This window comes from Thermoplasmataceae archaeon, assembly GCA_038729425.1.
GTDB lineage: Archaea > Thermoplasmatota > Thermoplasmata > Thermoplasmatales > Thermoplasmataceae > B-DKE.
Window position 1 is genome coordinate 56,498 of record JAVYSB010000005.1, and the last position, 21,718, is coordinate 78,215.

The window sequence follows — 21,718 nt, forward strand, 5'->3', positions numbered from 1 at the left end:
GCTTCACATCCATGGATTCTGTGCTTGAAAAGGAAAAGCGATCTGCAGCTGTTGAAGCTGCAAAATACGTAAAGAGCGGCTCCATTATAGGTTTGGGAACAGGCTCCACAACACATTACTTCATACTTGAACTTGCTAGTCTTGTCAAGAATGGATATGACGTGAAGTGCATGGCAAGCTCCGTGGATACTGAAAAGAAAGCTAGGAATCTTGGAATTGAGATCATTAGTACGAGTAATGAGTTGTTGGATGCCTATTTTGACGGAGCAGATGAAATTGAACCTGGAGGAAGCATGATCAAGGGAGGGGGAGGCGCACTCACAAAAGAAAAGATTCTGGCCAAAAACAGCAAAGAATTCAACGTGATGATCGATAGCTCGAAAATGAAATTGAAGCTAGGAAAATTTGGAGTTCCAGTAGAGGTCCTAGAATTTGGTCTTGAATTTACCAAGAAAAACATTGAACAGCTTGGATGTGTTTGCAGAATCAGGAAGGATTTTACCACCGACAGCGGAAATCTTATACTGGATTGTGATTTTGGCTTGATTCAGAACACTGTCGGGCTTGAATCATTGATCAAGTCTATTCCGGGTGTCGTCGAGGTTGGTATCTTTAACGGGATGGCAAAACGGATATTTCAGGGAAAAGGAAATCAATGTCTGACAATTGAACTTTAAAATGAAAATATCATTTCTGGAATGCCTTCAGGCTGTTGATGTTATTGTTAATCTCATCAATCTTGTTAGACAGTTCCTGTATAATCTCGTCTAGAATTTCATTAAAACTTTTTGAAAGCTTGTAGCCATGGATTGGCCTGCCCTTGCCTTCCTTTTTCATGTTACGCTTGTTTATCCAGCCCTTCCTTCGCAGCCACTGCATCGCAATGGACACTTCGGGTTGCCTGAGGCTGGTCTCCCTTTCAATTTCCACGCTCGTAATTTCCCCTTTGTTCCGGATATATACAAGCGTATACGCAACGCTTCTTGGGATGTCTGATATTATCAGAAATCGTGCTAGTTTTTCGCTTTCTTCTGAGAGTGGCACACCGATCAGCAGTTAATATTATAATCGTATATATATTTAACTAAACATAATTATTTATAACCTATATTTATTGAATTGAGTATCTTCACGTTTTTGCAAGAGCTTCCAATTTGCTTATCAACGTATATAGAGAAGCCCTGGCATGGGATGGAACGTTCGGGTCGTTTGAAATTTCATCCAGCATGGAAACGGCAGTAGCACATCGAAGGTCGAGACTATTCTTTTGGACCCCCATTTTATCTTTTGCGTCAGCCGCACTTTTCCTCACATTTTTTGGGACAGAGGTATCCTGCGAGAGCTCGTCGAGCAGGTACATTATTTCATCATACAGATTTTTGTCCATAGGGATCATTCCATCATTTTTTTGCCGGCCTCTTTCACCACGGACAGGGCCATCATTGTCTTTGTCTTCTTCACTCCAGGTATCTTCCCAAGGTTATCTACCAAAAACTTCTGGAGACCTGAATAATCGGGATATCTTACTTTCAAGATTATGTCGTACTCTCCTGTAACAACATATTCATCCTCAACATTGTTGAAATTTGAGACCTCCTTCATAATTCTGTCAACTGAATTTATGTCTGCCTCGATCCCAATAATCGCGGTAACAATCTTTTGCTTGTAATATTCTCCCAATTCTCCAGATATTCCTGTTGGTGTCATTTCATCACCACTAACTTTTGGCAGTGAACTGCATAAGGCCCCTGAGCGTGCCGATCGTACACTAGCCTTTTAGGTTTTAACTGATAACAGGAATGAAGATAAGGATTTCGACGACTCTCAAGCTTTTGCGTAAAAGCCTTATTTCGAGGAAATCTTTATACGCTCATGATAATTTCCTCATACTGCCCGGCTTAGCTCAGTTGGTAGAGCGGCGGACTGTAGAGGGAAAGACTGGCAAAAACCGCCGTTATCCGCAGGTCTCTGGTTCGAATCCGGAAGCCGGGATATATATCCCTGCGTTGTGGACTTGATATTACCCCAAGGGAATGATTGCGTTCCCGCTTTTCAATATGAATGTCATGAATCCCGTGTGAAGCAAACCGTTACTATCGGGTCGAGTCGATCCCTCTCGAACTATGATCCTTCTGAGCTGAATTTCAACGGTTTCAAGGACTGGGAACCCCGATTTTGTGGCTTCAATTACTGTCTTTTCCGACTGGTTGAAGTTGGGGGAATAAGCAGCGATCATACCGCCTTTCCTGATGTACTTTCCAACCGTTTCAAGGGCATTCCATGGTTCGGGTACATCGAGTATGCATGCGTCAAAATCTCTCAGATACCTGTTTTCCTCCACCTTCCCAAGCAATGAAACCCAGTTTTTGAGACTGAAGAATCGCGAAAGGCTTGATCTTGCGGACTCCATCCTTTCCTCGTCATGATCTATGGAGACAAGTTTACCTGATGATCCAACTGCCCATAATATGTAAGCACTGAGAGCTCCGCTTCCCACACCTGATTCTATCACCGAGGAACCTGGACCAATACCACACCGTGAAATGATATATGAAGCGTCATGTGGCTGTATCAACTGGGCTTTTCGATCTGCAATTAGAGGAAATAATGAAGGGTTGAAATCGAGTATCTCGCAAACATCCCCTTCAATCTTGATCTTGTCACCGCCTTCCAGGATAAGGTTGCGAGGAATACTGAGAGTTTTTCCTCTTATATTGAGAGTGAAATTGTGTTCATCTAGAGTTCCAGACTTACCAGGGCAACGAACAATCTTCATGTCTTGGTATTAGGAATTTATATAAAAAAACGTCAACTCCTTTCATAATACCCCACAATAATGTCAGAGACGTTTGTGCCGGTGAATCCGGTTATTATTGCTGAACCGTTAGAGTTCAGGAATGTATAGCTGTCGCTGCTGTCCAGCGCATTAATTGCGTTATCTATTTTTTCTAGTGAAATCGAGTTGTTATCGAGAATAGCGCCCATTGCTGGGCTCTTACCGTCTATACCGTCTGTCCCAATTGTCATTATGGTGAATTTTTCTTCCTTGCCCATTTTCAGAGCGAACCTGAGGGCAAGTTCCTGGTTACGGCCTCCACTACCTTGCCCACGTACGACGACGGTAGTTTCTCCACCAAATACGAACCAGAACCCCCGATGTTTCATTGAATATAGTGACCGACAGATCTCGGAAAGTGAAGATGCAATCTCTTCAACCTTGCCGCTGACACCGTTTCCCATCACAACGACCTCGGCTCCAGCGCCCTTTAATTTTTTGTAGAATGCGTCCACAAAGTCTGAATTGCGCAGTATAATTTCATTGTTTACTGCCGAAAAGAATTTCTTATCGATTGCGGTTACAGAGCCCGGAAGCAGTCTGGTTGGGTCAAAGCCGCATATATCTGAAAATTTACGCACTGTTTTTTTTACGAACGTTGATTCCCAGGAGACAGGACTCAGAGGGCCGGAGGCTATTACACCAATATCATCCCCAATAACGTCTGAGACGATGAATGAATGAACAGTTGCCGGGAACAGAATTCTAGCGAATTTTCCTCCCTTGACCTTGGAAACAACTGCCCTTACAGCATTCATTTCGAAAATGTCTGCACCGGCAGCCATCATGCACTTTGCGATTTCAGATATTTCTTCGATGGTGAAATTATCCTCCGGGAGTTCAAACAGAGCAGATCCTCCTCCAGATATGAGGACCAGTACGAGATCACCGATTCTAAGGGTTCCAAGATCCTCGATCAAGACCCTTGTGGACTCCTCGCTCTCATGACCAGTATCTGGATGCGTCCCCCTGAGAATCTTTAATTCTGGAAATTCCGCTGGCAATTCCATTAATTCCGGAACAATTATATCCGAAACAACAGGTTGTACGGCGAGATACGGACGAATCCCGGCATACATGGAGTACGAAGCCTTGCCGAATCCGATTATAAACAAGCGGTCACAAGAATGGGATAGGCGCGATAGAAAATCTACCTTTTTGCCGAATGCGTTTCTCAGGTCCAGTTCCTCGAAGACCTCAGGTAACATATCCAAGAGGAAATTTCCAATATTGCCGATCCTTATTTCATACCGGTTGATGATCTGAACCAAGACTTCTCTCCTTCACAGCTTTCACAGCTATAATTCCATAGTTAAGGGAGATTATGAACATTTTCAAAATGTATCGTGAAGTCTTCAAGCAATGGAAGACGGAGCAGAATACCTTATAGTGAAAACTTAAGGGGTAAAATCACTCGCCAAATTCCACATCAAGACCTGCCATGTGCCACTTTATTATTCCGCCATCGGCATTGAAAACGTTGCTGACAGAGTTGTCCATTAAGTATCTTGCAGTATAGTAGCTTCGTTCCCCACTGTTGCACATCAAGATAATTTTCTTGTCTTTGCTGGATTTCAGCTTTTCCAGATTGTCCGGTATTTCTGACATAGGCATAAGAAGCGAGCCTCTGACGTGACCCATGTCGCCGTAGAATTCCCAGGGTTCCCTAACGTCGATTATCAGCGTGGACTCCGGTTCGCTTTCCATTATTTCGCTGATCTCATATGGGGAAAGTTCTTCTACCTTTCTTGATGGAAATGCAGCTGAAGACATGTTTGTTTCTCCTGTCTGATGGCAAATATCATTTGATATTAAAACAATATTGTAGTGTTTACGCTACATTACGTCTGCTAACAATCATGAGATCAGAACGTCATACTTTTATGCCTGTGATCCCATATTGGTGAGCATGCTGAAATTGGGAAAGGGATTCATTGAAGTTTATACCGGGTCGGGGAAAGGCAAGACAACTGCTGCTTTCGGCCTTGCTTTTCGAGCATTGGGTTGGGGATACAGGGTGTATATAATGCAGTTCATGAAAACGGGGACCTATGGGGAGAACCGGTCATCCCGGATGTTCTCAGATAACCTGAAGGTTGAGTATGTCGGAAAGCCATATTTTATCGCTTGGGAGGAGGATATTAAACCTGAGGACAGGAAGCGTATAGGAAATATCAGAATATTTCCAAAGGGGAAACCTCCCCAGGACTACGTGGATATGGTTCAGAAGAGCTTCGAAAAACTGAAGAATGAAATGAATTCCGGTTTGTGGAACATCATTATTATGGATGAAATAAATGTCGCACTGTATTACAATTTACTTGATCTTGACCAGATTCTGGAGTTTATTTCCACGAAACCTGAGGATGTGGAACTTGTATTCACTGGAAGAAAGGTACCTGATGAGATTATAGATCGCGCTGACCTCGTCACGGAGATGCGGGAAATCAAGCACCCATACTCAGCCGGGTATAATGCGAGAAGAGGGGTAGACTTCTGAATTCTAGGTAATCTTAATAATTTCATCGGTTGTCAACACTGTTGCGAATTCTCCGTCAATAGTAGCCAGCGAGACTGAATGAACAACTTCAGGATCGTAGATCACGCGATCTTTTCCCTTGATCTCAAAGGCAACGGTAGCATCTGAAACTACATATGTAATGAAACCCAGATTACCGGCCATTCTGGCAGTTGTCGAAACGCAATGCTGGGTTGTTATACCGGTGATTACTAGTGTTGTATATCCTCTCCCCCTTAACCATTCCTCGAAACCGGTTCCAATGAAACCGCTATTTACAGACTTATGAAATACCTTTTCACTGACCAGTGGCTTAACAATATCCTTTATCTCGTTTCCTGATTGCCCTGGATACAACGGCGATTTTGCGTTTTTAGACATGTGCTGGAAGAATACCACCGGACGCTTTGATTTTCTCCAGATCGCCAGCAGGCTCGCAATATTGTCTTCGGCTTCAGGATTATTTCTCCGCCCCCAGATGTCCCTATCCCAACCATTCTGAACATCTACAACAACAAGCACCGCGTCGCTGCTCAATGAATCCATGTAAGCCGGAGCGAGCCCCTTGTTATTAAACATTGTCAATGACTCTTGATCAGGGTGAGTCTGTCTCGCCAACAACCCAAAAAGAAAAAAATATCTCTTTCCGGGAGCTACCCATCAGATGTCCGAAGATAACCTTGGACCTTGCACCCTTGAGGGGCACTTTATACGCTTGGTACCATTGAAAATGAATCATGAGGAAGATCTGCTTCTTGCTGCCAAGGATTCTGATTTTAGCTGGATGTTGTCTGACGTGAGCAACAGGGAATCAATGGAATCATGGCTGATGGAAGTAACGGTTAACGAAATCGAAGGCGTTACCTTTCCGTTCGCTGTGCAGGTCAAATCCAACAACCAGATCATAGGAACAACGAGATATATGGACATTTCAGAAAGACACAAAAGGGTAGAAATCGGCGGAACGTGGTATACAAAGGAACATTGGGGGACGGTCGTGAACCCTGAATCAAAGTATCTCCTTATGAAGCATGCTTTTGAGGATTGGAATGCGAACAGGGTCCAGATAAAGACAGATGGAAACAATGTCCACTCCCAACGGGCGATACTCAAACTTGGAGCAACCTTCGAAGGACGGCTTAGAAACCACATGGTCAGAAGGGACGGGACGCTGAGGGACACGATGATGTATTCTATCCTTAGGGACGAATGGCCAAGTGTCTCTGAAAATCTCGAAAAAAGGATCTCGTCGTTCAGGGACGCGCATGAGAAAATTGACTCTAATAATTTCACAAATGGCACGGTAGATTACAGAATACTGAAGTGATGTATCCTGCATTTCCACGTTAACTATTGATCTTTCTATCATTGAAAAACAGCGGAGAGACAGGCAAAACTCATGCTGAATTTAAGGCCGCTCTTGAAGCATTTCTGTCACAGTAATAACAATAAAATATAGTGTTCTAATGTACGCAGGTTGCTAAACTTACCCTGGATTGTTCTGGTTGAACTGACGATGACTCCATTGATAATCTGGGTAATATGGTTTATCAGAAAAATGAGCTCCAGGATTACCCTGAAGTCATTTGCGTTTTCTGTTTTCTTTATATCAATGATGGGTAGCATGCTAGACTCGCTCGTTTATTATGTGGTTACACAGAAGAACTTCTTGAATGGTGTCGTTGCCGTAAACATAAACATGTTTTCAATGTCGTTGGTAATAATATATCTCCTTTGGGTTGCCTCCGCCAGGCGTTCTGTCTCCACGACGAAGACAATGTCCGTTTCTTTCTCTATCCTGCTCGTATGGAATGAAGTTTCAATGGCTTTGCTCCTGAGAGTGCTGGGTTATCATACGGGAAACCTCGGTACATTAGCCGGTTATCTTAACCTCTTTGGCCTTGCAGTCACGAATTACCTTTTCCTGATTCCAATGATCGTCGAAATGGCTTTTTTTATAATCAGTTCAATGAAGCCGGGCATATTGAAACGCACTGCTTTTGCTCTCCTTCTAATGCAGGTCGCAGACCCTGCGGTCGTCGGAGATTCATCCTTAGTATTTCCACTCCTAGTCGCATATTCGGTTATTATGATTCTTGCTGTTTATTACGTGTTCAGCTATGTTTACAGAAATATTGGTGATATCAGATCTCCCGAAAGAAATGCGGTGACCTGGTACATCCTTGTCATCGGAATCTCAACAGTTGGCCTGTTCCAGCCCGCGATCATTTCTTCAACGTTTGGTATTGCGTGGTCAACATTTGGAATATCTATGATAGCAGCAATGACTCTGTATTTTGAAGTTATCCTGGGACGATTCACTCCTCTGGCATCTCTTCCCTGACACGATCTTTACCGATTTTCCCTCTGATCCAGTGCCTTACGTCGTAATAAAATATATTGTCGTACGGGCATGCTTCCACGCAGTCACCTATTCCTACACAGCGAGAATCCTTGAATTCACCCTTTAGTATAAATGACCCCGGTTGACCGTAGTTTCCAACCGGGCAGACCGTCGCACAGTCCTTTGTCTTGCACGATATGCACTGCTGGGGATCAGTAACACGGAGCCTAAAAAACCCGAGTTTGGAGAAAAATCTGTTAAAGTTTCCCCATGAACAGAATCCGGTATTGATGCACCCATAAGACCCTATAAAAGGCATTGCAATGAATGCAGCATACCAGACAAAGCCGAATATTATGAGATAGATCATAAATTCCGGATCATAACCATATATCGTGAGGTCAAGGACACCGGTTGAATTAAGGTAAGATATCAACGCAGCAGCGCCCATTGAAAAATATACTACCAGCGAAACGCTACGAAACAGGATTTTTCCCCTCCTGTTCGATCTAGTGACAGATCTGGAGAGGTTCCCTCCGTTATTGAATTTCTTCATGGAGTCATAAAATGTTCCCTGATACATGGTAGATGCAGGACAGAACGCAGAGCAGAGCTGTCTGGATCCGAAGAACAGGGAGAGGACGGCCGTAATTACGTATGAGAGGAATATAGGAAGAAGATAAATTGGGGAGACTGGCCCCGCTGTCCCTATTCCCATTGACCATCCGAGAAACGGCACCTTCGCAGGGTCGTTGAGGAAGAAAGAGGGCAAATATACGGTATATACTCCATACGCAAGAAGCATGAGAAAAAGTCGCAACTTGGTTTCGCGATCGTGCGTTATTTTTATCTTAAAGACCACTAGCGATCCCATTTCAATCCCCATCATGATCAGGAACCAAGGTGAGAGAGATATTGACGAAACAGATACTACAAAATCAAACACAGCGGAAGAAACAGATGAAAACACACTTCCCGCGATTGGAACAAGACCAATGCTTGAGATATAAGATGCTACTCCAAAATATCGCAGATCAATTGCTGCTCCCATGAAGAACTCAGGCACGAAAATAATCAGGAGGAGGGAGAAAGACCATCGCCTGCTCGCTAGCCAGAAAACGCTTTTCCCGGCTGTTGAACGCTCCGGGTTCAGCACAAGGGTAAGAAATACGATCATCTCAAAAATACTTCCCGCAGACAGAAGGTATGGAGATTGACCTATCAACCAGACAAATACCCCTGCCATCATTATCGAATATGCCAGCAGCAAAAGTATTAGGAAATTGCCAACACGTTTCTTAATGTGCTGGACACGGTAAAGGTATTCGAAGACAACAATGAAAATAGCCGTCATGACAGAAGCGGAAAGATAAATTGAAATAGTGGACCAAAACTGGGACTGAAATGCCGCTGGGGTCAGTAACATGATTGCCGATTGGCTAACCAGCACAAAAAAGAGGAATTTTGAGAATGATTTTCTAAGCAAAATTGAGCTTATGGCCATCTCTATGCTCATTGGAATCACGAACCAGTAGCTGGTAACCGAAGATGCCACAATGAACAATGGATATCGCGTGTTGATCAGGCTCAACGAATGCTGACTGAAAGCGCCGAACTCAATACTCATAATTATCTCATCAACAATTACAAAAAATATTACAAAGACCCTGAGAAACCTGGAACTGCCGGAAGGAGTTCCATTCAGGGTCTTGGCAAGAAACAAGGATAGAAAAGGAATCATTTCAACTGTCATTGTTGCCACAGAGAACTCAGCTACCCTTTCCAGCGAAATAGTCCCCGAGAACCACAGGTAAATGAATGGCCCAACAAGCATGCCGTTCATCATGGCCAAAAGAAGGTAAATGACCAGTCTACGCAGGAGATTATTCGCTCTACCGGTCAGATATATTATCACTGCCATTGATACCCCCATGAGTAGCATAAGGGCCGGCAAAATCACCACAGAAACGGCAAAATCCACTTTTGCTTCACTACTATCTTGTAGTGGAGATTGATATTTTAAGATTTACAGATAAGCCTAAATCTGGCATTTTCTAAAAAAACCTAATTTATAAAATATTGAGCTGGCACTGTCATCAAAATTTCATAACAAACAATTTATTAGTTTCTGCCCGGTAATCTCTCGTAATCGCATGATGACCAAGATCGGCTTGATCGGGCAAGGAGAACTTGCGGTTGACATTGCAGCAATATGCCTTGCGTCTGGAAAAATGAGATTAAAGGTTTTACAATGGGGGGAACCTGACGAAGAGTTTTGCAGAAAGGTTGAGGCAAAACTTCTTCGAACATTTCATGGGGCGGGAACTAGAACTCCCTCTGAAGATTTAATGAAGAGGTTACTTATCGTACAGAACAGTAACAATCTATCTGATAGTGACTTCGTGATGGATGCATTATCTATTTCATCGAGGGAGAGTCAGATATTGGTCTCTGATATTGAGCCTAATCTCCAGGAGGATTGCATAGTCTGCATTTGTAACCCTTCGTCGAGGCTGATATTGTATTCCAGATCCCTGAAACGCCCAGACAAATTCATTGCACTCAATTTTCCAAGCCAGTTGTACTCCATGAAACTAGTAGAAGTTGTCATGGGTCAAGATACCTCTGAAATCACCCTTACAAGGGTCTCCTCCCTTATGATACGCCTCGGAAGACAATTTATTGCAGTGAGAAAAGACATACCCGGTTATGTAGTTGAACGGCTTAATATCAGATTCCTGCTTGAAGGTGTGTCTATGATTGAAGATGGTATCCCTGCGGAAATTGTTGATTCTACTGCAAAGTTCAGGCTCGGTTTTCCTTTTGGTGTTTGTGAGATCATTGACAGGATCGGTATGGACCGCGTCCTGAATAGGAGCCTGGCCCTGAAGAAGGCGGGAATGGATATATCATTTTCCAAACCTCTGCTGGAGGGTGTATCTGCTGGACTTCTCGGAGTAAGTTCTGGAGAAGGATTTTATAAATATCCATCAGCAGGTGAATACAAGAAACCTTCCATAATTCCGCGCGAATCAATGTACCGAATCAGCCCGGTCAGATTTGTGGCACAGATGGTCAATGAAGCAGCTTGGCTGGTTTCAAACGGAATTTGTTCAGCGGAGGATGTTGAAAAGGCTATGAAAGCCATAAACGGCTGGGATATCGGTCCCATGGAAATTGCTGATAGATACAGTCTAAGGGAAATTATGCGCTACCTTAGATTGAGGTTAAACGAAACAGGTATGCCATTTTATTCACCGCAGAAGATGCTTCAGAAAAAGATCGAAAAAGATGAAACTGGCAGGGAATCAGGTGAAGGTTTTTACAGATGGGACTATGAATCGGTCGAATTCGGCCCTGTAGTTTACAAGAGAACTGGAAGTTTTTCAACAGTTACCTTGAACAGACCAGAAAAACTGAACGCCCTTGACAAACAGATGTGGGATGGCCTGAGAGAGGCTCTAAAAATGGCAGAAGTGGATACGGGAGTAAGATCCGTAATCGTGACCGGAAAAGGCATAGCGTTCTCAGCTGGAGATGATATATCCATGATGCGCAAATGGAGGGGAAAAACAGGTTCAGGATCATGGATGAAAAGGTATGCAGGGCCATTAGTTGATACCCTATTGGATTATCCAAAACCCCTGATCTCCGCTATAAATGGAATTGCGTTTGGGGCAGGATGTGAGTTGAACATGCTCTTTGACATTGTCATAGCCTCTGAGGGTTCTATATTCGCCCTGCCTGAAGGCCTTATCGGGGCAATGCCCCCAATTGGCAGTACTTATGGAATGCTAGCATTGAATCGTAAAATTGGCAGGTATGCTCTCACGGGTGAATGGTTTTCCGCCACTGAAGCGAAAGATATGGGAATTGTTGACATGGTTGTCCCGGATGATCAGTTGACAGCCGTGGTGCATGAACTCGCAGATAAGATTAATGATAACGGTCCGATTTCGACAGGTTCTGTAAAGGCATCGATCAATAAAGCAAGGGCCACGTATTCTGAACAACTGAAGTTTGGTTTGAGTGAACTTGTTAAAATCGCGGATACTGATGACTTTAAAACGGGCCAAGAGACATTTGGACAGGGTAGAAAGCCAGCCTGGAAAGGAAAGTGAGTACACATGGAACTTAATGGAGAACTAACAGACGAGCAAAAAATAATACTGGATACCTTCAGGGAATACTGCAGAAGAAAAATTGACACCAACTATGGCAAGTGGCTAAAGTCCCGCGTATTCCCGAAATGGTTGATGAAAGACTTGGCGAGTATGTTCCTCCCTTCGATTGTTGGTTTGGATGGCAGCGAAAGAATGGACGAAGTTACGCTTGGGCTGATCTCAGAAGAAATGGGAAGATGGGAATTCCCGGTACCAGCGTTTCTTTCAGTGCATTTTTCAAAGATCCTCCCACTCGTCACCAATCCTGAAGCTAGGACCGAGTTTCTAATGAAATTTGTATCCGGTGATCTTTTGATTTCTGGTGCCTTCAGTGAACCTGGGTGTGGATCCGACTCTGGTTCTATAATAACCACGGCGAAGAGAAAAGGCACCCACTATGCTATCAACGGGGAGAAGTCATTTATAAGTGGGTCAGGAATCTCAGATGCTATGATAGTATCCGCTCAAACCGGGGAAAACGTGCGTGGGCATGGAATCAGCCTTTTTCTGGTCAATGCGGGATCAGAAGGCATTGAAAGATATGAACTGACCAGCATGGCCTCAATGTTTGACGGTGACTTCGGAGGCATAAGATTCAATGAAGTTACTGTACCTGAAGGAAACCTGATAGGGTCTGAGAATCGTGGATTCAACCTGCTCATGCATGCCCTGAATTCACAGAGGGGCCATGTCGCTCTTTATTCGCTTGGGCTTGCGGAAAGAAGCTTGCAAGATGCCGTAGAGCATGCGAAGGACAGAAAAGCGTTTGGTCATCCGATCTCTAAGCAGGAAGCTGTATCGTTCAGGCTTGCAGAAGACTGGACTCGAATAGAGGCCGCGAAACTCCTTGCATACAAGGCACTGGCAATGACTGACAGGGGGCTAGAGAACTCCGCTGAATGTGCAGGAGTTAAATGGTTCGGATGTGAAACGTCTTTTGATGCGGTCAGTCATGCGCTTCAAACATTTGGGGCTTCCGGTTATGTTACTCTCTCGCCTATTGAGAGGAGATTCCGCACAGCTAGAGGCTTCCTTATCGGAGACGGCACTCCAGACATTCAGAAACTAATCATCTCACGGAAACTTTTTGGGCGAGAATTTGCGCCATGATAATTCTGATCAATTGAACTCATACTCATACACAACCATAACCTGCGTCAATGGGTCGGTTTCCCTGATCTTTTCGATGGTCCCCCTCGCCTTTTTGAGATTGTCTGCATATCCAACTATAATTCCATTTCCCCTGTCAGATATATAAAAAATGATATTGTCACCGAAATACGGAAAAAGGCTTTCCACGCTGCTCGATATTATAGAGAGAATCGTGGAATCTGTTTTTGCGAGATCTATCTCCGCTACGGCATTTATCACGCGGTTCTTTTCCATCATCGCAAGCCTCTTTCTAGCTACCGACGGTTTCACGTTGAGTTTCTCCGCTATACTCAATACTGGTAACCTTGGGCTCTCCTTCAAGATTTCAATAATTTCAAAATCCAGTTTTCCGAATGACATATTTAATTGTCTTGGTTGCGGGATGTATTTCATGAAGGGTTCCCCAAGTTTCCGTGTTGCATCATTTATGCATTCATATACCTCGTTTTGGTCCTTCCCGTTGAATTCATAAATAGTGATTTCCTCAAGGCATTTGAACCTCGAAACAATGCGATCAGATTCATAGCCTGAATTCCTGAACGCAGCAAATCCACTGATCATGCCTTTGATCTGCGGATTAACATGGAGAGAAAATTTCCTTATGACACCTGACTCCTGCAACCTTGAAACACGGTAATTGAGAGCTTGCGCTGAGATGCCGATTTTCTCTGAAATTTCCTTAAGAGGTGTACGAGCATTCTTCATCAATTGAAAAATGATCCTCTTGTCGATTTCGTCCATAAACAGAAAATATTCGGAAGGAATTAAATATATTTTATTTATTTGAACTGAGTTTACTTCGATTTTTGTTGAACAAGAGGCTCACCATTGCAGGGAAGTAGAAAACCCGTATCACAAAAGTGTCAAGTATCAATGAAATTATGAACGCAATCCCAAGCTGCTCTAGAAATCCGGAGGGAATCAAGGCGAGCACCCCAAGAGATGCTGCAAGTATCAGGCCTAGTGAAGTAACAACCTTTCCTGACCCCACCATAGCCCTTGAGATACTCTCGTTCAGACCCCCGGAATTCAATTCTTCTCGAACCCTTGAAATTATGAAAACCGTGTAGTCGTTTCCGAGCGACATAAGTATTACGAAAAGGATGATTGGAATGAGATACAGGAAGGCTTGGTGCAGGAGATACGTTGAAATAAAATAAACGAGTGTCGCAGTCCAGCTAATGCTTATGAGCGTACCACTTACGGAGATAATTGAGTATTTTATCGACCTGAATGAAATGAACAAAACCGCAGATATCACTACCACGATGAGTATTTCAAGTTCTGGATAAGTTATGGAATTCTGGTTTTTTTCGTCTATGACCTGCGATGTCAGCCCACCAACAATTATGGATGTGTGAGATCTCAGAGCACTGACAGTATTTATGCTCTGCTGGCTGTAAGGGTCATACGAAGAATATGCGATGAAATATGCGTACTTGCCGTTATCAACTATGAATGACGAAAATAGTGATTCCGAAGTTAGGTTGTTCAGGTACGGGCCAACCGTACTTTGAATTCCACCGGTCGTGTTGAGAAGAGAGGCTGTCTTCTGCAAAGTTATTATGTCACTTGATGTCAGATCCTTATGCAAAGTTCCATTCAGAGGGACTATGACCTCAATAGGGTAAAGTCTGTTAGACCCAAAGCTGCTCTCGATCTGTTTCAGCGCTTGCACACTGGCTAGACCTTGGGGGAGCCCAGTATTGAAGTCGTACGAGGTTGGAGCAGTCAGAATCGTATAAACTGCTGGTAGAGCCAAAACGACAATAACAGAGACAACGGCAATCTTGTGTTTAGTAGCTGCTTTAGAAGTTCTGTAGAACACGGATTTTTCATGATATCCAGATTCAAGCGGCTTCATGCCTGACTTCATGAAGATCTTAGGCCCCAGGAATTTCATAATGGCCGGAAGCAGAGTTACTTCCATTATCACAGTCATAAGTATTGCCAGTGACAGAACTATTCCCCAAGTCCTGAAACCTGGGAATACAGCAAACATTGACAGGCTGGCAGATACAGTGATTCCACTTATAAGGACAGCCTTTCCAGCTTTAGAAACTGCAGTTTCAAGTGCTGTATCAGGGCTCTTTCCCTCCCTGAGTTCCTGCCTGAATCTAGCCAGTATAAATACAAGGTAATCTGTGGCAACCCCAAGTATGACTGCCGTGAGCGTGTAGTTGACCACATAGTTTACGGGCTGAAAGAGAATGCCTGTAATGTATATGGAAATGTATCCCAGAGCTGTGGCAATTGAAACCATTACTAGGCTAAGTAAGGATGCCTTATATGAGACCAGAGTAGCAAAGACTGCTATGGCAAGTAATACAAATATGAATGCAAAGGCAAAACCGGATGAACCTGTTACCTGTTGGGTCTCATACGCTATGGCTCCCACTCCGGTCACTGATGCGCTTCCACCAAAGTACTGCTTGGATATTGACGTTACCAAGGGAGTGGCCGACTGTGATGGTGAACTCCCGTTTTTCTCCAAATAGGATGAGGGAGAATTAAAATTGATGTTAATTATGAAATACTGCCCGTCTGGGCTGATAAAACTGTCTGCCAGGAATTTTGGCATATCCAAAAGCCCATAATTCTTCACGAAGTAAAGCCCAGGGTTTGTAGAAATCAAGGTTGAATTGACTATTTCCACGGATATGTGTGTTGCAGAATTGCTGTTAATTATTTCCGCAGTGAGTGTTGACAGGCCATCAGTGTAGTTTTGAACGTTGAGTCCCTGTGAAGCAGCCTGAACGTATTCATTCTGAGGGTATACGCTGGTGGCAGATGACTTGACAGCGTTGCTAACAACTGTAAATGCTGTAGAACTTGAAACGCTTGTGGTTGTTATAGTGTTATTGACATTATTCAGAAATGATCTTTCGTATGAGGAGCTGTTGTAACCTGCCATGATTGCAGAACTCAATATAGAAGATCTGGTAAATCCGTTTTTACTCCAGTTCAGCAGAAAGGCATGTGGAAAATCGAAAACGGTCGAAGAAGCTACCGTTATATTTTGGTAAACTAATCTCACAATCCCAGAAAAACTATTGATATAATCCGAATACGCAGTGTAAGGGGAATCACTTGAAGTAAGATTTGGTGCCCCACTTGAAAGAAGCCTGGTTTGTAGCTGGAGTGATGTGTTAGCAACTGCAGTACTGTAGGGGTCCTCATGAACCAGAATTATCAAGCTCTGGTTTGACGAGGAAACATTTGCCAGGATACTTGCTGCAACCGAGGATTCGGAAGTGCTGTTTGCCGGTGTTGTGTTTGAGTAAGTTATCATGGATGAGTAACCCATTAGTGCTGGAACTGCTGCAACCATAATTAAAGTCCACACTATCAGTACCAGTTTCCTTCTCCTTATAAGCGTTTGAGAGAGTTTCATATCCGTTGAATGCCGAGTGGTAGTTAAGTTTAGATAAAAAATATTTTTATTAAATTCAATTTAAATATTGTTTTGAAGAGTAGATCACTCATGATAAAATTATCGGCTGTCTCACCGCTTTATGGGTTCAGGAATGTTCCCATTAATGCAAGTTAAACCACTCCAACTTTCTCTGGAGCCTGTCTTTCATGTTCTTCGGGATGCCTCGTCTTGCATGTTCGTGACCGTCTCCTATATATCTTACCAGCACTGAGTCAATTCCGTTCATTCTGAGAGCGGTGTACATCTGTTCAGCCTGCTCTATAGGGCATCTGTAATCCTCTTCTCCATGAATGAACATTGTTGGAGTCCTGGCGCTCTTGGCCTTTGATATTGGGGAGAATTCCATCAACCTCTCAATCCCAACCTTTGACCATGGATCTGTAACAGAAATTTCCTCGGGATTAAACCAGAAACCAATGTCGCTGGTCCCGCACATGCTTAAAAGATTTGATATGGATCTCTCAGAGACGGCACATTTAAAACGGTCAGTCTTTGTAATGATTGCATTGACCATATACCCGCCATAGGACCCGCCTGATACGGCTAACTTTTCAGCAAGAGAAAACTCCTCCACGGATTTGTCAAGGATATCGAAGAGGTCCCGCATATCGCTGCCTCCCCAGTCACCAACACAACCACTTGCATAGTCTTGACCATATCCGGCACTTCCCCTTGGATTTGCGTAAAGAATGTTTAGCCCGTTGCTGGCAAGGTAGTTGAATTCAATGTAATATGCATATCCGTACGCGCTGTGAGGGCCTCCGTGAACAAATAGCACCGTGGGGTTCTTCTTGTCGGTTAGCAGCAACCAACCTTCAATTCGTCCAGATGAAACTTTCAGGGGTTTCCTGCCGTGTATCTCCGGGTTCAGATCAAGTTCCCCATTAAACGAGATTATCGATGGTTTTTCCGGTGATGAGTATATGAATCCAACGTTTCCAGAGGAAACCGTAATGGAGTGAACAACTTTTTCCCCTTCCGAGACTTTATGAACCTTCCCGTCCCAGGAATAAAGGGATGCACACCCGCCGTCCTGCCCGATCATATAATACTTCCCCTCATCGTATAATAGAGATTGGCTACCGGAGGCAAAACCGTCAGAAACTATGGAATTACTGGCGTTTTTTCCGATTTCTACAGAAAATTTCTTCTCAGGCATTATGAGTTTTTCTACTGCCCATGGCTTTGTGCCTTCCTGGTGTCCTGTGAATGCCACGGTACCATCAGGCGCAACACAGATTGAACTCATTGCTCCCCCTCTTTCAGTCAGTTTTTGGTACTCCCTACTCTTCAGGTCCAATTCATAAACGTTTTGGATTTCCCTGTCATCGTCTTCCGCGGTAGCCACAAATACCAATCTGTTTCCATTGGAAGCAACATCAGTTACGTTAAAATCACCTTCAACCAGCGTCTCTGCCTTTTCGCAAATGATAACAAGTTTGCTGTTCTTCCGCAGGAGTCCCTTTGAGTCAAACCTGTATTTTACTCTGCTCGTCGCGAACGGGGCCTTGCGGTCAGCCTTATCGGTTACGATTGCGATGATACATTCTTTGTGAAAAATGAATTTTTGAATAGACTCGCTACTGTATATCTCGACCGGCTCGCTTATTGGATTGGTTTTCATGATTTTTTCAACTTTTTTTCCATATGAGACATAATAAAGGGTATTCCCCAGCCATTGTGCACTCCTCTCGTGGTTTCCAGAGGTTACCTTCTCCATTTTGGAGCCGTCAAACCGGTTTATCGATGAGGCGTACTTGTTTTTCTCAATCCAGTTGAGCGTAAAATAGATGTGGTCGCCATGTAAAAATGGTTCAGTTGCCAGTTTTATACCGTATGCTTCGTCCGGATTCATAAATAATCGCATGGATAATAAGTGTAATAAATCTTTCAGGATACTGAATTGCAATTTTTCCGTGCCGCGCCCATCGGAATAGCTGACGACGGATGCCTTACCAGTTCCTTTCCCACTGCCGCTGGAACCTTAAAAATTGAACCTCCTGTCTTTCATGTAAGTACTTAGGAGTCTGTTTGAAATACATGGGTTCTATCTCACCTTCATGCCTGAGAGAAAATCCAATTTTGTTCATGCTGTTTTGGGAAGCGAGGATAAGTGCATAGCTCAGAATTGCGAATACCAGGTATGATGAAGGGGCCGTAAAATTGCAATCTTCCATAACCTGCTGCGCTCTAATTCCTTTTTCTTCTATAGAACTGCATTGGTTTCATTGCTCGGAAAACGCTATTGAATGGACGTCCAGAATACGTTTGAATACCATAATTGAGCTATGAGGAGATGATCTACAAGTGACATGCCAGGTAATTATTGAAAGAGAGAATAGAATTCCTGCAGATAAAGTACCGGTTCTGTTCAATGCCTTCAACAGCAAATTTCCAGGCACTGTGCTGCTTGAAACAACAACGCCTGGAGGCAACACCATACTCACCTGGGATCCTGCTGCCACGATTACAGTTAAAAATGGGCTTGCTGATGTGAAAGCTGATAAGGACATTCAAATATCTTCTCTGGGGAAGGATAAAAATTATTTTCCTGAGATCCTCGAAAATACAATCAGGGAATGTCGGACTGAACCCGAGCCAGAAAACTCTGGATTAATACCCTTTATTGGTGGCTTTATAGGTTACGTTGGATATGAATGGGCCGCAAAGCAGCAGGGTTTTGCGAAGAGTAGGATTCAGGGCATTCCAGATGCCTGGTTCAGTCTGTACGATAGAGCTCTTGTGGTTGACAAAAACGGGAGCGTCTACATAATAGCGGTACCATCTATCAGGAATGCAAAGTTTGAATACATAAGATCACAGATATACACAGCGTTAATTGGCACAGATTCTCTGAAATTCAACTCGGTTAAGCCAGTAGACCTGCGCTTTGAGTATGACTTTCCAAGGGAGCAGTTTGAGGAGGGGGTCAGAGAAGTAAAGAGTTCTATCCGTTCTGGAGACGTTTATCAGGCCAACATAGCTCAGCGGATAAGATCCAGGGGGCTGGTACCCTGGCAGCTCTATTCCAGGTTACGAGAATATAATCCGAGCCCATACTCTGGCATCCTCTCTGCAGGGGGTTTCACAATCGTATCAAGCTCGCCGGAGCGGCTGATCAGTGTTGTTAAGGAACGTTCTGGAAAAACCTGGGTTTCGACAAGACCGATTGCAGGAACCCGTCCGAGAGGTGATGGGAAGCAGGATCTTATGAATGAGAGGGCACTGACGACCTCCAGAAAAGAACTCGCTGAGCACACAATGCTTGTTGATCTTTCAAGAAACGACCTTGGTAGGGTTTCCCTGAGCGGAAGCGTAATGGTAGATGAATTCTTAACTGTAGAACGTTATTCGCATGTAATGCATCTGGTATCCGATGTCAAAGGTATACTTTCTCCTGCCGCAAGACTGACTGATCTTTTCAATGCTCTCATGCCTGGCGGTTCTGTTACTGGTACGCCTAAGATAAGTGCAACACGGGTCATTTCAGAGATTGAGCCTGTTTCCAGAGGAGCTTATACAGGGTCAATGGGCTATATTTCACTGAACGGGAACATGGATTTCAATATCCTGATCAGGAGTGCGTTCTACCCAGAAAACGATCGTGAGGTGCATGTTTATGCAGGATCCGGCATTGTGCAGGATTCAGACCCACAGAGAGAGTGGAAGGAAACCAATGAGAAAGCGAAAGCGCTGCTGGAGTCACTCCAAGGGTATAGCAGTTCAGGCTATTCATGGGAACCCCCCAGAATCAGATCATCCTGGGATCCACCAAAGGCCGCACCTGATTTTAGATCAAGACATGTTCTGATGATAGATAACTACGACTCATTTACATATAACCTTGTCCAGTATGTCTCCATGCTAGGTGCTAAGGTCACAGTGGTTCGGAATGACGAATCTGACGTGAGGAACCTCCTGAAACTGAATCCAACTCATCTCGTAATCTCACCCGGACCTGGGAAACCGGACGATTCTGGGATTTCAATGGAAGCTATCAGGGCTTTCGAAGGATTACCGACACTAGGCGTCTGCCTCGGTCACCAGGCAATAGTCGAAAGTTACGGAGGTACAGTTGTTCGAGGGCGTCTACCCGTGCACGGTAAAGCCTCGGAGATAGTCAGGACAACACATACGCATCCTGCTGACATACTGAGCGGCCTCCCTCGCTCATTTATAGCCGGCCGGTATCATTCGCTTGTTGCTGACGAGGTCAGGGACCCTTTGTTTGTTACATCTGAAACCGATAATGGAGAGATAATGTCTGTTCAGCACAGAGATCTGCCTATCTATGGAGTACAATTTCATCCAGAGTCTGTGCTTACGAAGAATGGCCTCGCGATTCTTGAGAATTTTCTCAGGATTCAGGGTAAGGTGAAGAGAAATGATATCTGATAGTCATGAATGGCTTGGAGGAAAGCTTTACAGTTGGGATTCATCCAGTATTCCCGCAGGATTCCGGCTTGGAGACGGTGTGTTTGAGACCATAAGGACGTACAACGGAGTCCCATTCAAGCTTACCTCGCATATTTCCCGCCTTCTTTCTGGGGCAAGATCAATTGGTATGAAGGAACTGCCAACCATAGAATCTGTTAAGGAACTGATCATGGATACATTGAAGTCCAGCATCTCAGAAACGCCACAGACGGAGCGAATTATCCGGCCACTGTTGTTCTCAGATCATCCTCTCTGGGGATTTGTGGTTCTTGTCGATCCAATCGAAGCTCAAGAGAAAGGCTCATCCGAGGAGGGTCTGACCGTGGGTATTTCGTCACATTCCCATCCTGAAAGGTATCTAATACCACCATCTGGAGATAACCAGGTAAAATGGATCTCTCGGGGTCCTTTGTCTCAAGCCTTAAGAGACGCTACATCCATGGGCTGGGATGAGGCGCTCTTGACAAATTCAAAGGGAAGAATCGTTGAGGGCACCAGATCAAATATTCTGGTAATAAGTGATAACCGCATCATTGCTCCTGGAACCAAATCGTTTGCCTTCCCGGGGATAACTAGAAGCATAGTGGTGGAAAGCGCAAAGACGAGGGGGGTAGAAGTCATCGATCGGCCGCTGGAACTTGTTGAATTGCTTGAGGCTCAGGAGGCTCTTCTGACTTCCACACTGCTTGGTGTAATGCCAATTTTGCATGCCATATATGGGAACAGGATACAGCGCCTTAAAAGTGGTGAACTCTCAAAGATTCTTATTTCAGATTTCAAGGCTGAAACGCAGAAGCAGAAAAGATTTTAGAATTAATGCCAGAGCGACCGG

At 44.1% G+C, this 21,718-nt stretch carries 19 protein-coding genes and 1 tRNA gene; 9 read left to right on the forward strand and 11 right to left on the reverse strand.

Annotated features, from left to right (window positions below; genetic code table 11):
• The first annotated feature begins 11 nt into the window (after positions 1-11).
• The gene (gene rpiA, locus QW597_05680) at positions 12-677 is read left to right on the forward strand and encodes a ribose-5-phosphate isomerase RpiA (protein MEM0156073.1); all 666 of its coding nucleotides are present in this window, start codon (positions 12-14) and stop codon (positions 675-677) included.
• 10 nt (positions 678-687) lie between these two features.
• Here rpiA and QW597_05685 read toward each other — a convergent pair whose 3' ends face one another.
• The 3 genes from QW597_05685 to QW597_05695 all read right to left on the reverse strand — a co-directional run bounded on the left by QW597_05685 (position 688) and on the right by QW597_05695 (position 1,707).
• Positions 688-1,044: an ArsR family transcriptional regulator gene (locus QW597_05685; protein ID MEM0156074.1), complete on the reverse strand. Its 357-nt coding sequence runs from the start codon at positions 1,042-1,044 to the stop codon at positions 688-690.
• Between the two features lie 85 nt (positions 1,045-1,129).
• Positions 1,130-1,387, reverse strand: a complete 258-nt coding sequence (locus tag QW597_05690) for a UPF0147 family protein (protein ID MEM0156075.1) — start codon at positions 1,385-1,387, stop codon at positions 1,130-1,132.
• Positions 1,388-1,392: 5 nt separating this feature from the next.
• On the reverse strand, positions 1,393-1,707 hold the full coding sequence (locus tag QW597_05695) for an Lrp/AsnC ligand binding domain-containing protein (protein ID MEM0156076.1): 315 nt from the start codon (positions 1,705-1,707) through the stop codon (positions 1,393-1,395).
• A gap of 185 nt (positions 1,708-1,892) precedes the next feature.
• Between QW597_05695 and QW597_05700 the strand changes: the two genes are divergently transcribed.
• Positions 1,893-1,992 (forward strand) — tRNA-Tyr (locus QW597_05700).
• A gap of 28 nt (positions 1,993-2,020) precedes the next feature.
• On the opposite strand, the gene QW597_05705 is transcribed toward QW597_05700, so the two are convergent.
• The 3 genes from QW597_05705 to QW597_05715 all read right to left on the reverse strand — a co-directional run bounded on the left by QW597_05705 (position 2,021) and on the right by QW597_05715 (position 4,609).
• Positions 2,021-2,776, reverse strand: a complete 756-nt coding sequence (locus QW597_05705) for a hypothetical protein (GenBank protein ID MEM0156077.1) — start codon at positions 2,774-2,776, stop codon at positions 2,021-2,023.
• A 32-nt stretch (positions 2,777-2,808) separates the two neighbouring features.
• Entirely contained in the window at positions 2,809-4,107 is a 1,299-nt protein-coding gene (locus tag QW597_05710; protein ID MEM0156078.1) for a DUF4147 domain-containing protein, read from the reverse strand.
• Between the two features lie 139 nt (positions 4,108-4,246).
• Positions 4,247-4,609, reverse strand: coding sequence for a rhodanese-like domain-containing protein (locus QW597_05715; GenBank protein MEM0156079.1), 363 nt, complete (start codon positions 4,607-4,609; stop codon positions 4,247-4,249).
• 136 nt (positions 4,610-4,745) lie between these two features.
• Between QW597_05715 and QW597_05720 the strand changes: the two genes are divergently transcribed.
• Positions 4,746-5,336, forward strand: a complete 591-nt coding sequence (locus QW597_05720; protein ID MEM0156080.1) for a cob(I)yrinic acid a,c-diamide adenosyltransferase — start codon at positions 4,746-4,748, stop codon at positions 5,334-5,336.
• Between the two features lie 3 nt (positions 5,337-5,339).
• Here the strand turns inward: QW597_05720 and QW597_05725 are convergent, their stop codons facing one another.
• Positions 5,340-5,900, reverse strand: a complete 561-nt coding sequence (locus QW597_05725; GenBank protein MEM0156081.1) for a cysteine hydrolase family protein — start codon at positions 5,898-5,900, stop codon at positions 5,340-5,342.
• Between the two features lie 118 nt (positions 5,901-6,018).
• Here QW597_05725 and QW597_05730 point away from each other — a divergent pair, with 118 nt between their 5' ends.
• Together QW597_05730 and QW597_05735 are read left to right on the forward strand one after the other, a co-directional pair.
• Positions 6,019-6,681, forward strand: a complete 663-nt coding sequence (locus tag QW597_05730) for a GNAT family protein (GenBank protein MEM0156082.1) — start codon at positions 6,019-6,021, stop codon at positions 6,679-6,681.
• 231 nt (positions 6,682-6,912) lie between these two features.
• Entirely contained in the window at positions 6,913-7,698 is a 786-nt protein-coding gene (locus tag QW597_05735; GenBank protein ID MEM0156083.1) for a hypothetical protein, read from the forward strand.
• On the opposite strand, the gene QW597_05740 is transcribed toward QW597_05735, so the two are convergent.
• Entirely contained in the window at positions 7,673-9,619 is a 1,947-nt protein-coding gene (locus QW597_05740) for a 4Fe-4S dicluster domain-containing protein (protein ID MEM0156084.1), read from the reverse strand. The two genes, QW597_05735 and QW597_05740, sit on opposite strands and share 26 nt — an antisense overlap.
• Positions 9,620-9,851: 232 nt before the next feature.
• Between QW597_05740 and QW597_05745 the strand changes: the two genes are divergently transcribed.
• Positions 9,852-11,819, forward strand: coding sequence for a 3-hydroxyacyl-CoA dehydrogenase/enoyl-CoA hydratase family protein (locus QW597_05745; GenBank protein MEM0156085.1), 1,968 nt, complete (start codon positions 9,852-9,854; stop codon positions 11,817-11,819).
• Between the two features lie 6 nt (positions 11,820-11,825).
• The gene (locus QW597_05750) at positions 11,826-12,971 is read left to right on the forward strand and encodes an acyl-CoA dehydrogenase family protein (protein ID MEM0156086.1); all 1,146 of its coding nucleotides are present in this window, start codon (positions 11,826-11,828) and stop codon (positions 12,969-12,971) included.
• 9 nt (positions 12,972-12,980) lie between these two features.
• Here QW597_05750 and QW597_05755 read toward each other — a convergent pair whose 3' ends face one another.
• From QW597_05755 to QW597_05765, 3 genes are all read right to left on the reverse strand, one after another.
• Positions 12,981-13,754: a winged helix-turn-helix transcriptional regulator gene (locus QW597_05755; protein MEM0156087.1), complete on the reverse strand. Its 774-nt coding sequence runs from the start codon at positions 13,752-13,754 to the stop codon at positions 12,981-12,983.
• A 34-nt stretch (positions 13,755-13,788) separates the two neighbouring features.
• Complete coding sequence (locus tag QW597_05760; protein MEM0156088.1) at positions 13,789-16,407, reverse strand: MMPL family transporter; 2,619 nt, start codon at positions 16,405-16,407, stop codon at positions 13,789-13,791.
• 142 nt (positions 16,408-16,549) lie between these two features.
• A complete protein-coding gene (locus tag QW597_05765; GenBank protein MEM0156089.1) occupies positions 16,550-18,304 on the reverse strand; it encodes a S9 family peptidase in 1,755 nt (584 codons plus the stop codon).
• A 452-nt stretch (positions 18,305-18,756) separates the two neighbouring features.
• Here QW597_05765 and QW597_05770 point away from each other — a divergent pair, with 452 nt between their 5' ends.
• Complete coding sequence (locus QW597_05770) at positions 18,757-20,844, forward strand: chorismate-binding protein (protein ID MEM0156090.1); 2,088 nt, start codon at positions 18,757-18,759, stop codon at positions 20,842-20,844.
• Positions 20,834-21,697, forward strand: coding sequence for an aminotransferase class IV (locus tag QW597_05775; GenBank protein ID MEM0156091.1), 864 nt, complete (start codon positions 20,834-20,836; stop codon positions 21,695-21,697). The genes QW597_05770 and QW597_05775 overlap by 11 nt, the downstream gene beginning before the upstream one ends.
• Positions 21,698-21,718 lie beyond the last annotated feature (21 nt).

What these genes read in the sequence shown, in the direction of transcription:
- QW597_05745 (MEM0156085.1), top strand. Translation starts at nt 9,852, where the DNA reads ATGATGACCAAGATCGGCTTGATCGGGCAAGGAGAACTTGCGGTTGAC.
- QW597_05715 (MEM0156079.1), bottom strand. Translation starts at nt 4,609, where the DNA reads ATGTCTTCAGCTGCATTTCCATCAAGAAAGGTAGAAGAACTTTCCCCA.
- QW597_05735 (MEM0156083.1), top strand. Translation starts at nt 6,913, where the DNA reads ATGAGCTCCAGGATTACCCTGAAGTCATTTGCGTTTTCTGTTTTCTTT.
- QW597_05760 (MEM0156088.1), bottom strand. Translation starts at nt 16,407, where the DNA reads ATGAAACTCTCTCAAACGCTTATAAGGAGAAGGAAACTGGTACTGATA.
- QW597_05750 (MEM0156086.1), top strand. Translation starts at nt 11,826, where the DNA reads ATGGAACTTAATGGAGAACTAACAGACGAGCAAAAAATAATACTGGAT.
- rpiA (MEM0156073.1), top strand. Translation starts at nt 12, where the DNA reads ATGGATTCTGTGCTTGAAAAGGAAAAGCGATCTGCAGCTGTTGAAGCT.
- QW597_05695 (MEM0156076.1), bottom strand. Translation starts at nt 1,707, where the DNA reads ATGACACCAACAGGAATATCTGGAGAATTGGGAGAATATTACAAGCAA.
- QW597_05740 (MEM0156084.1), bottom strand. Translation starts at nt 9,619, where the DNA reads ATGGCAGTGATAATATATCTGACCGGTAGAGCGAATAATCTCCTGCGT.
- QW597_05705 (MEM0156077.1), bottom strand. Translation starts at nt 2,776, where the DNA reads ATGAAGATTGTTCGTTGCCCTGGTAAGTCTGGAACTCTAGATGAACAC.
- QW597_05720 (MEM0156080.1), top strand. Translation starts at nt 4,746, where the DNA reads ATGCTGAAATTGGGAAAGGGATTCATTGAAGTTTATACCGGGTCGGGG.
- QW597_05730 (MEM0156082.1), top strand. Translation starts at nt 6,019, where the DNA reads ATGTCCGAAGATAACCTTGGACCTTGCACCCTTGAGGGGCACTTTATA.
- QW597_05725 (MEM0156081.1), bottom strand. Translation starts at nt 5,900, where the DNA reads ATGGATTCATTGAGCAGCGACGCGGTGCTTGTTGTTGTAGATGTTCAG.
- QW597_05690 (MEM0156075.1), bottom strand. Translation starts at nt 1,387, where the DNA reads ATGGACAAAAATCTGTATGATGAAATAATGTACCTGCTCGACGAGCTC.
- QW597_05775 (MEM0156091.1), top strand. Translation starts at nt 20,834, where the DNA reads ATGATATCTGATAGTCATGAATGGCTTGGAGGAAAGCTTTACAGTTGG.
- QW597_05755 (MEM0156087.1), bottom strand. Translation starts at nt 13,754, where the DNA reads ATGGACGAAATCGACAAGAGGATCATTTTTCAATTGATGAAGAATGCT.
- QW597_05765 (MEM0156089.1), bottom strand. Translation starts at nt 18,304, where the DNA reads ATGAATCCGGACGAAGCATACGGTATAAAACTGGCAACTGAACCATTT.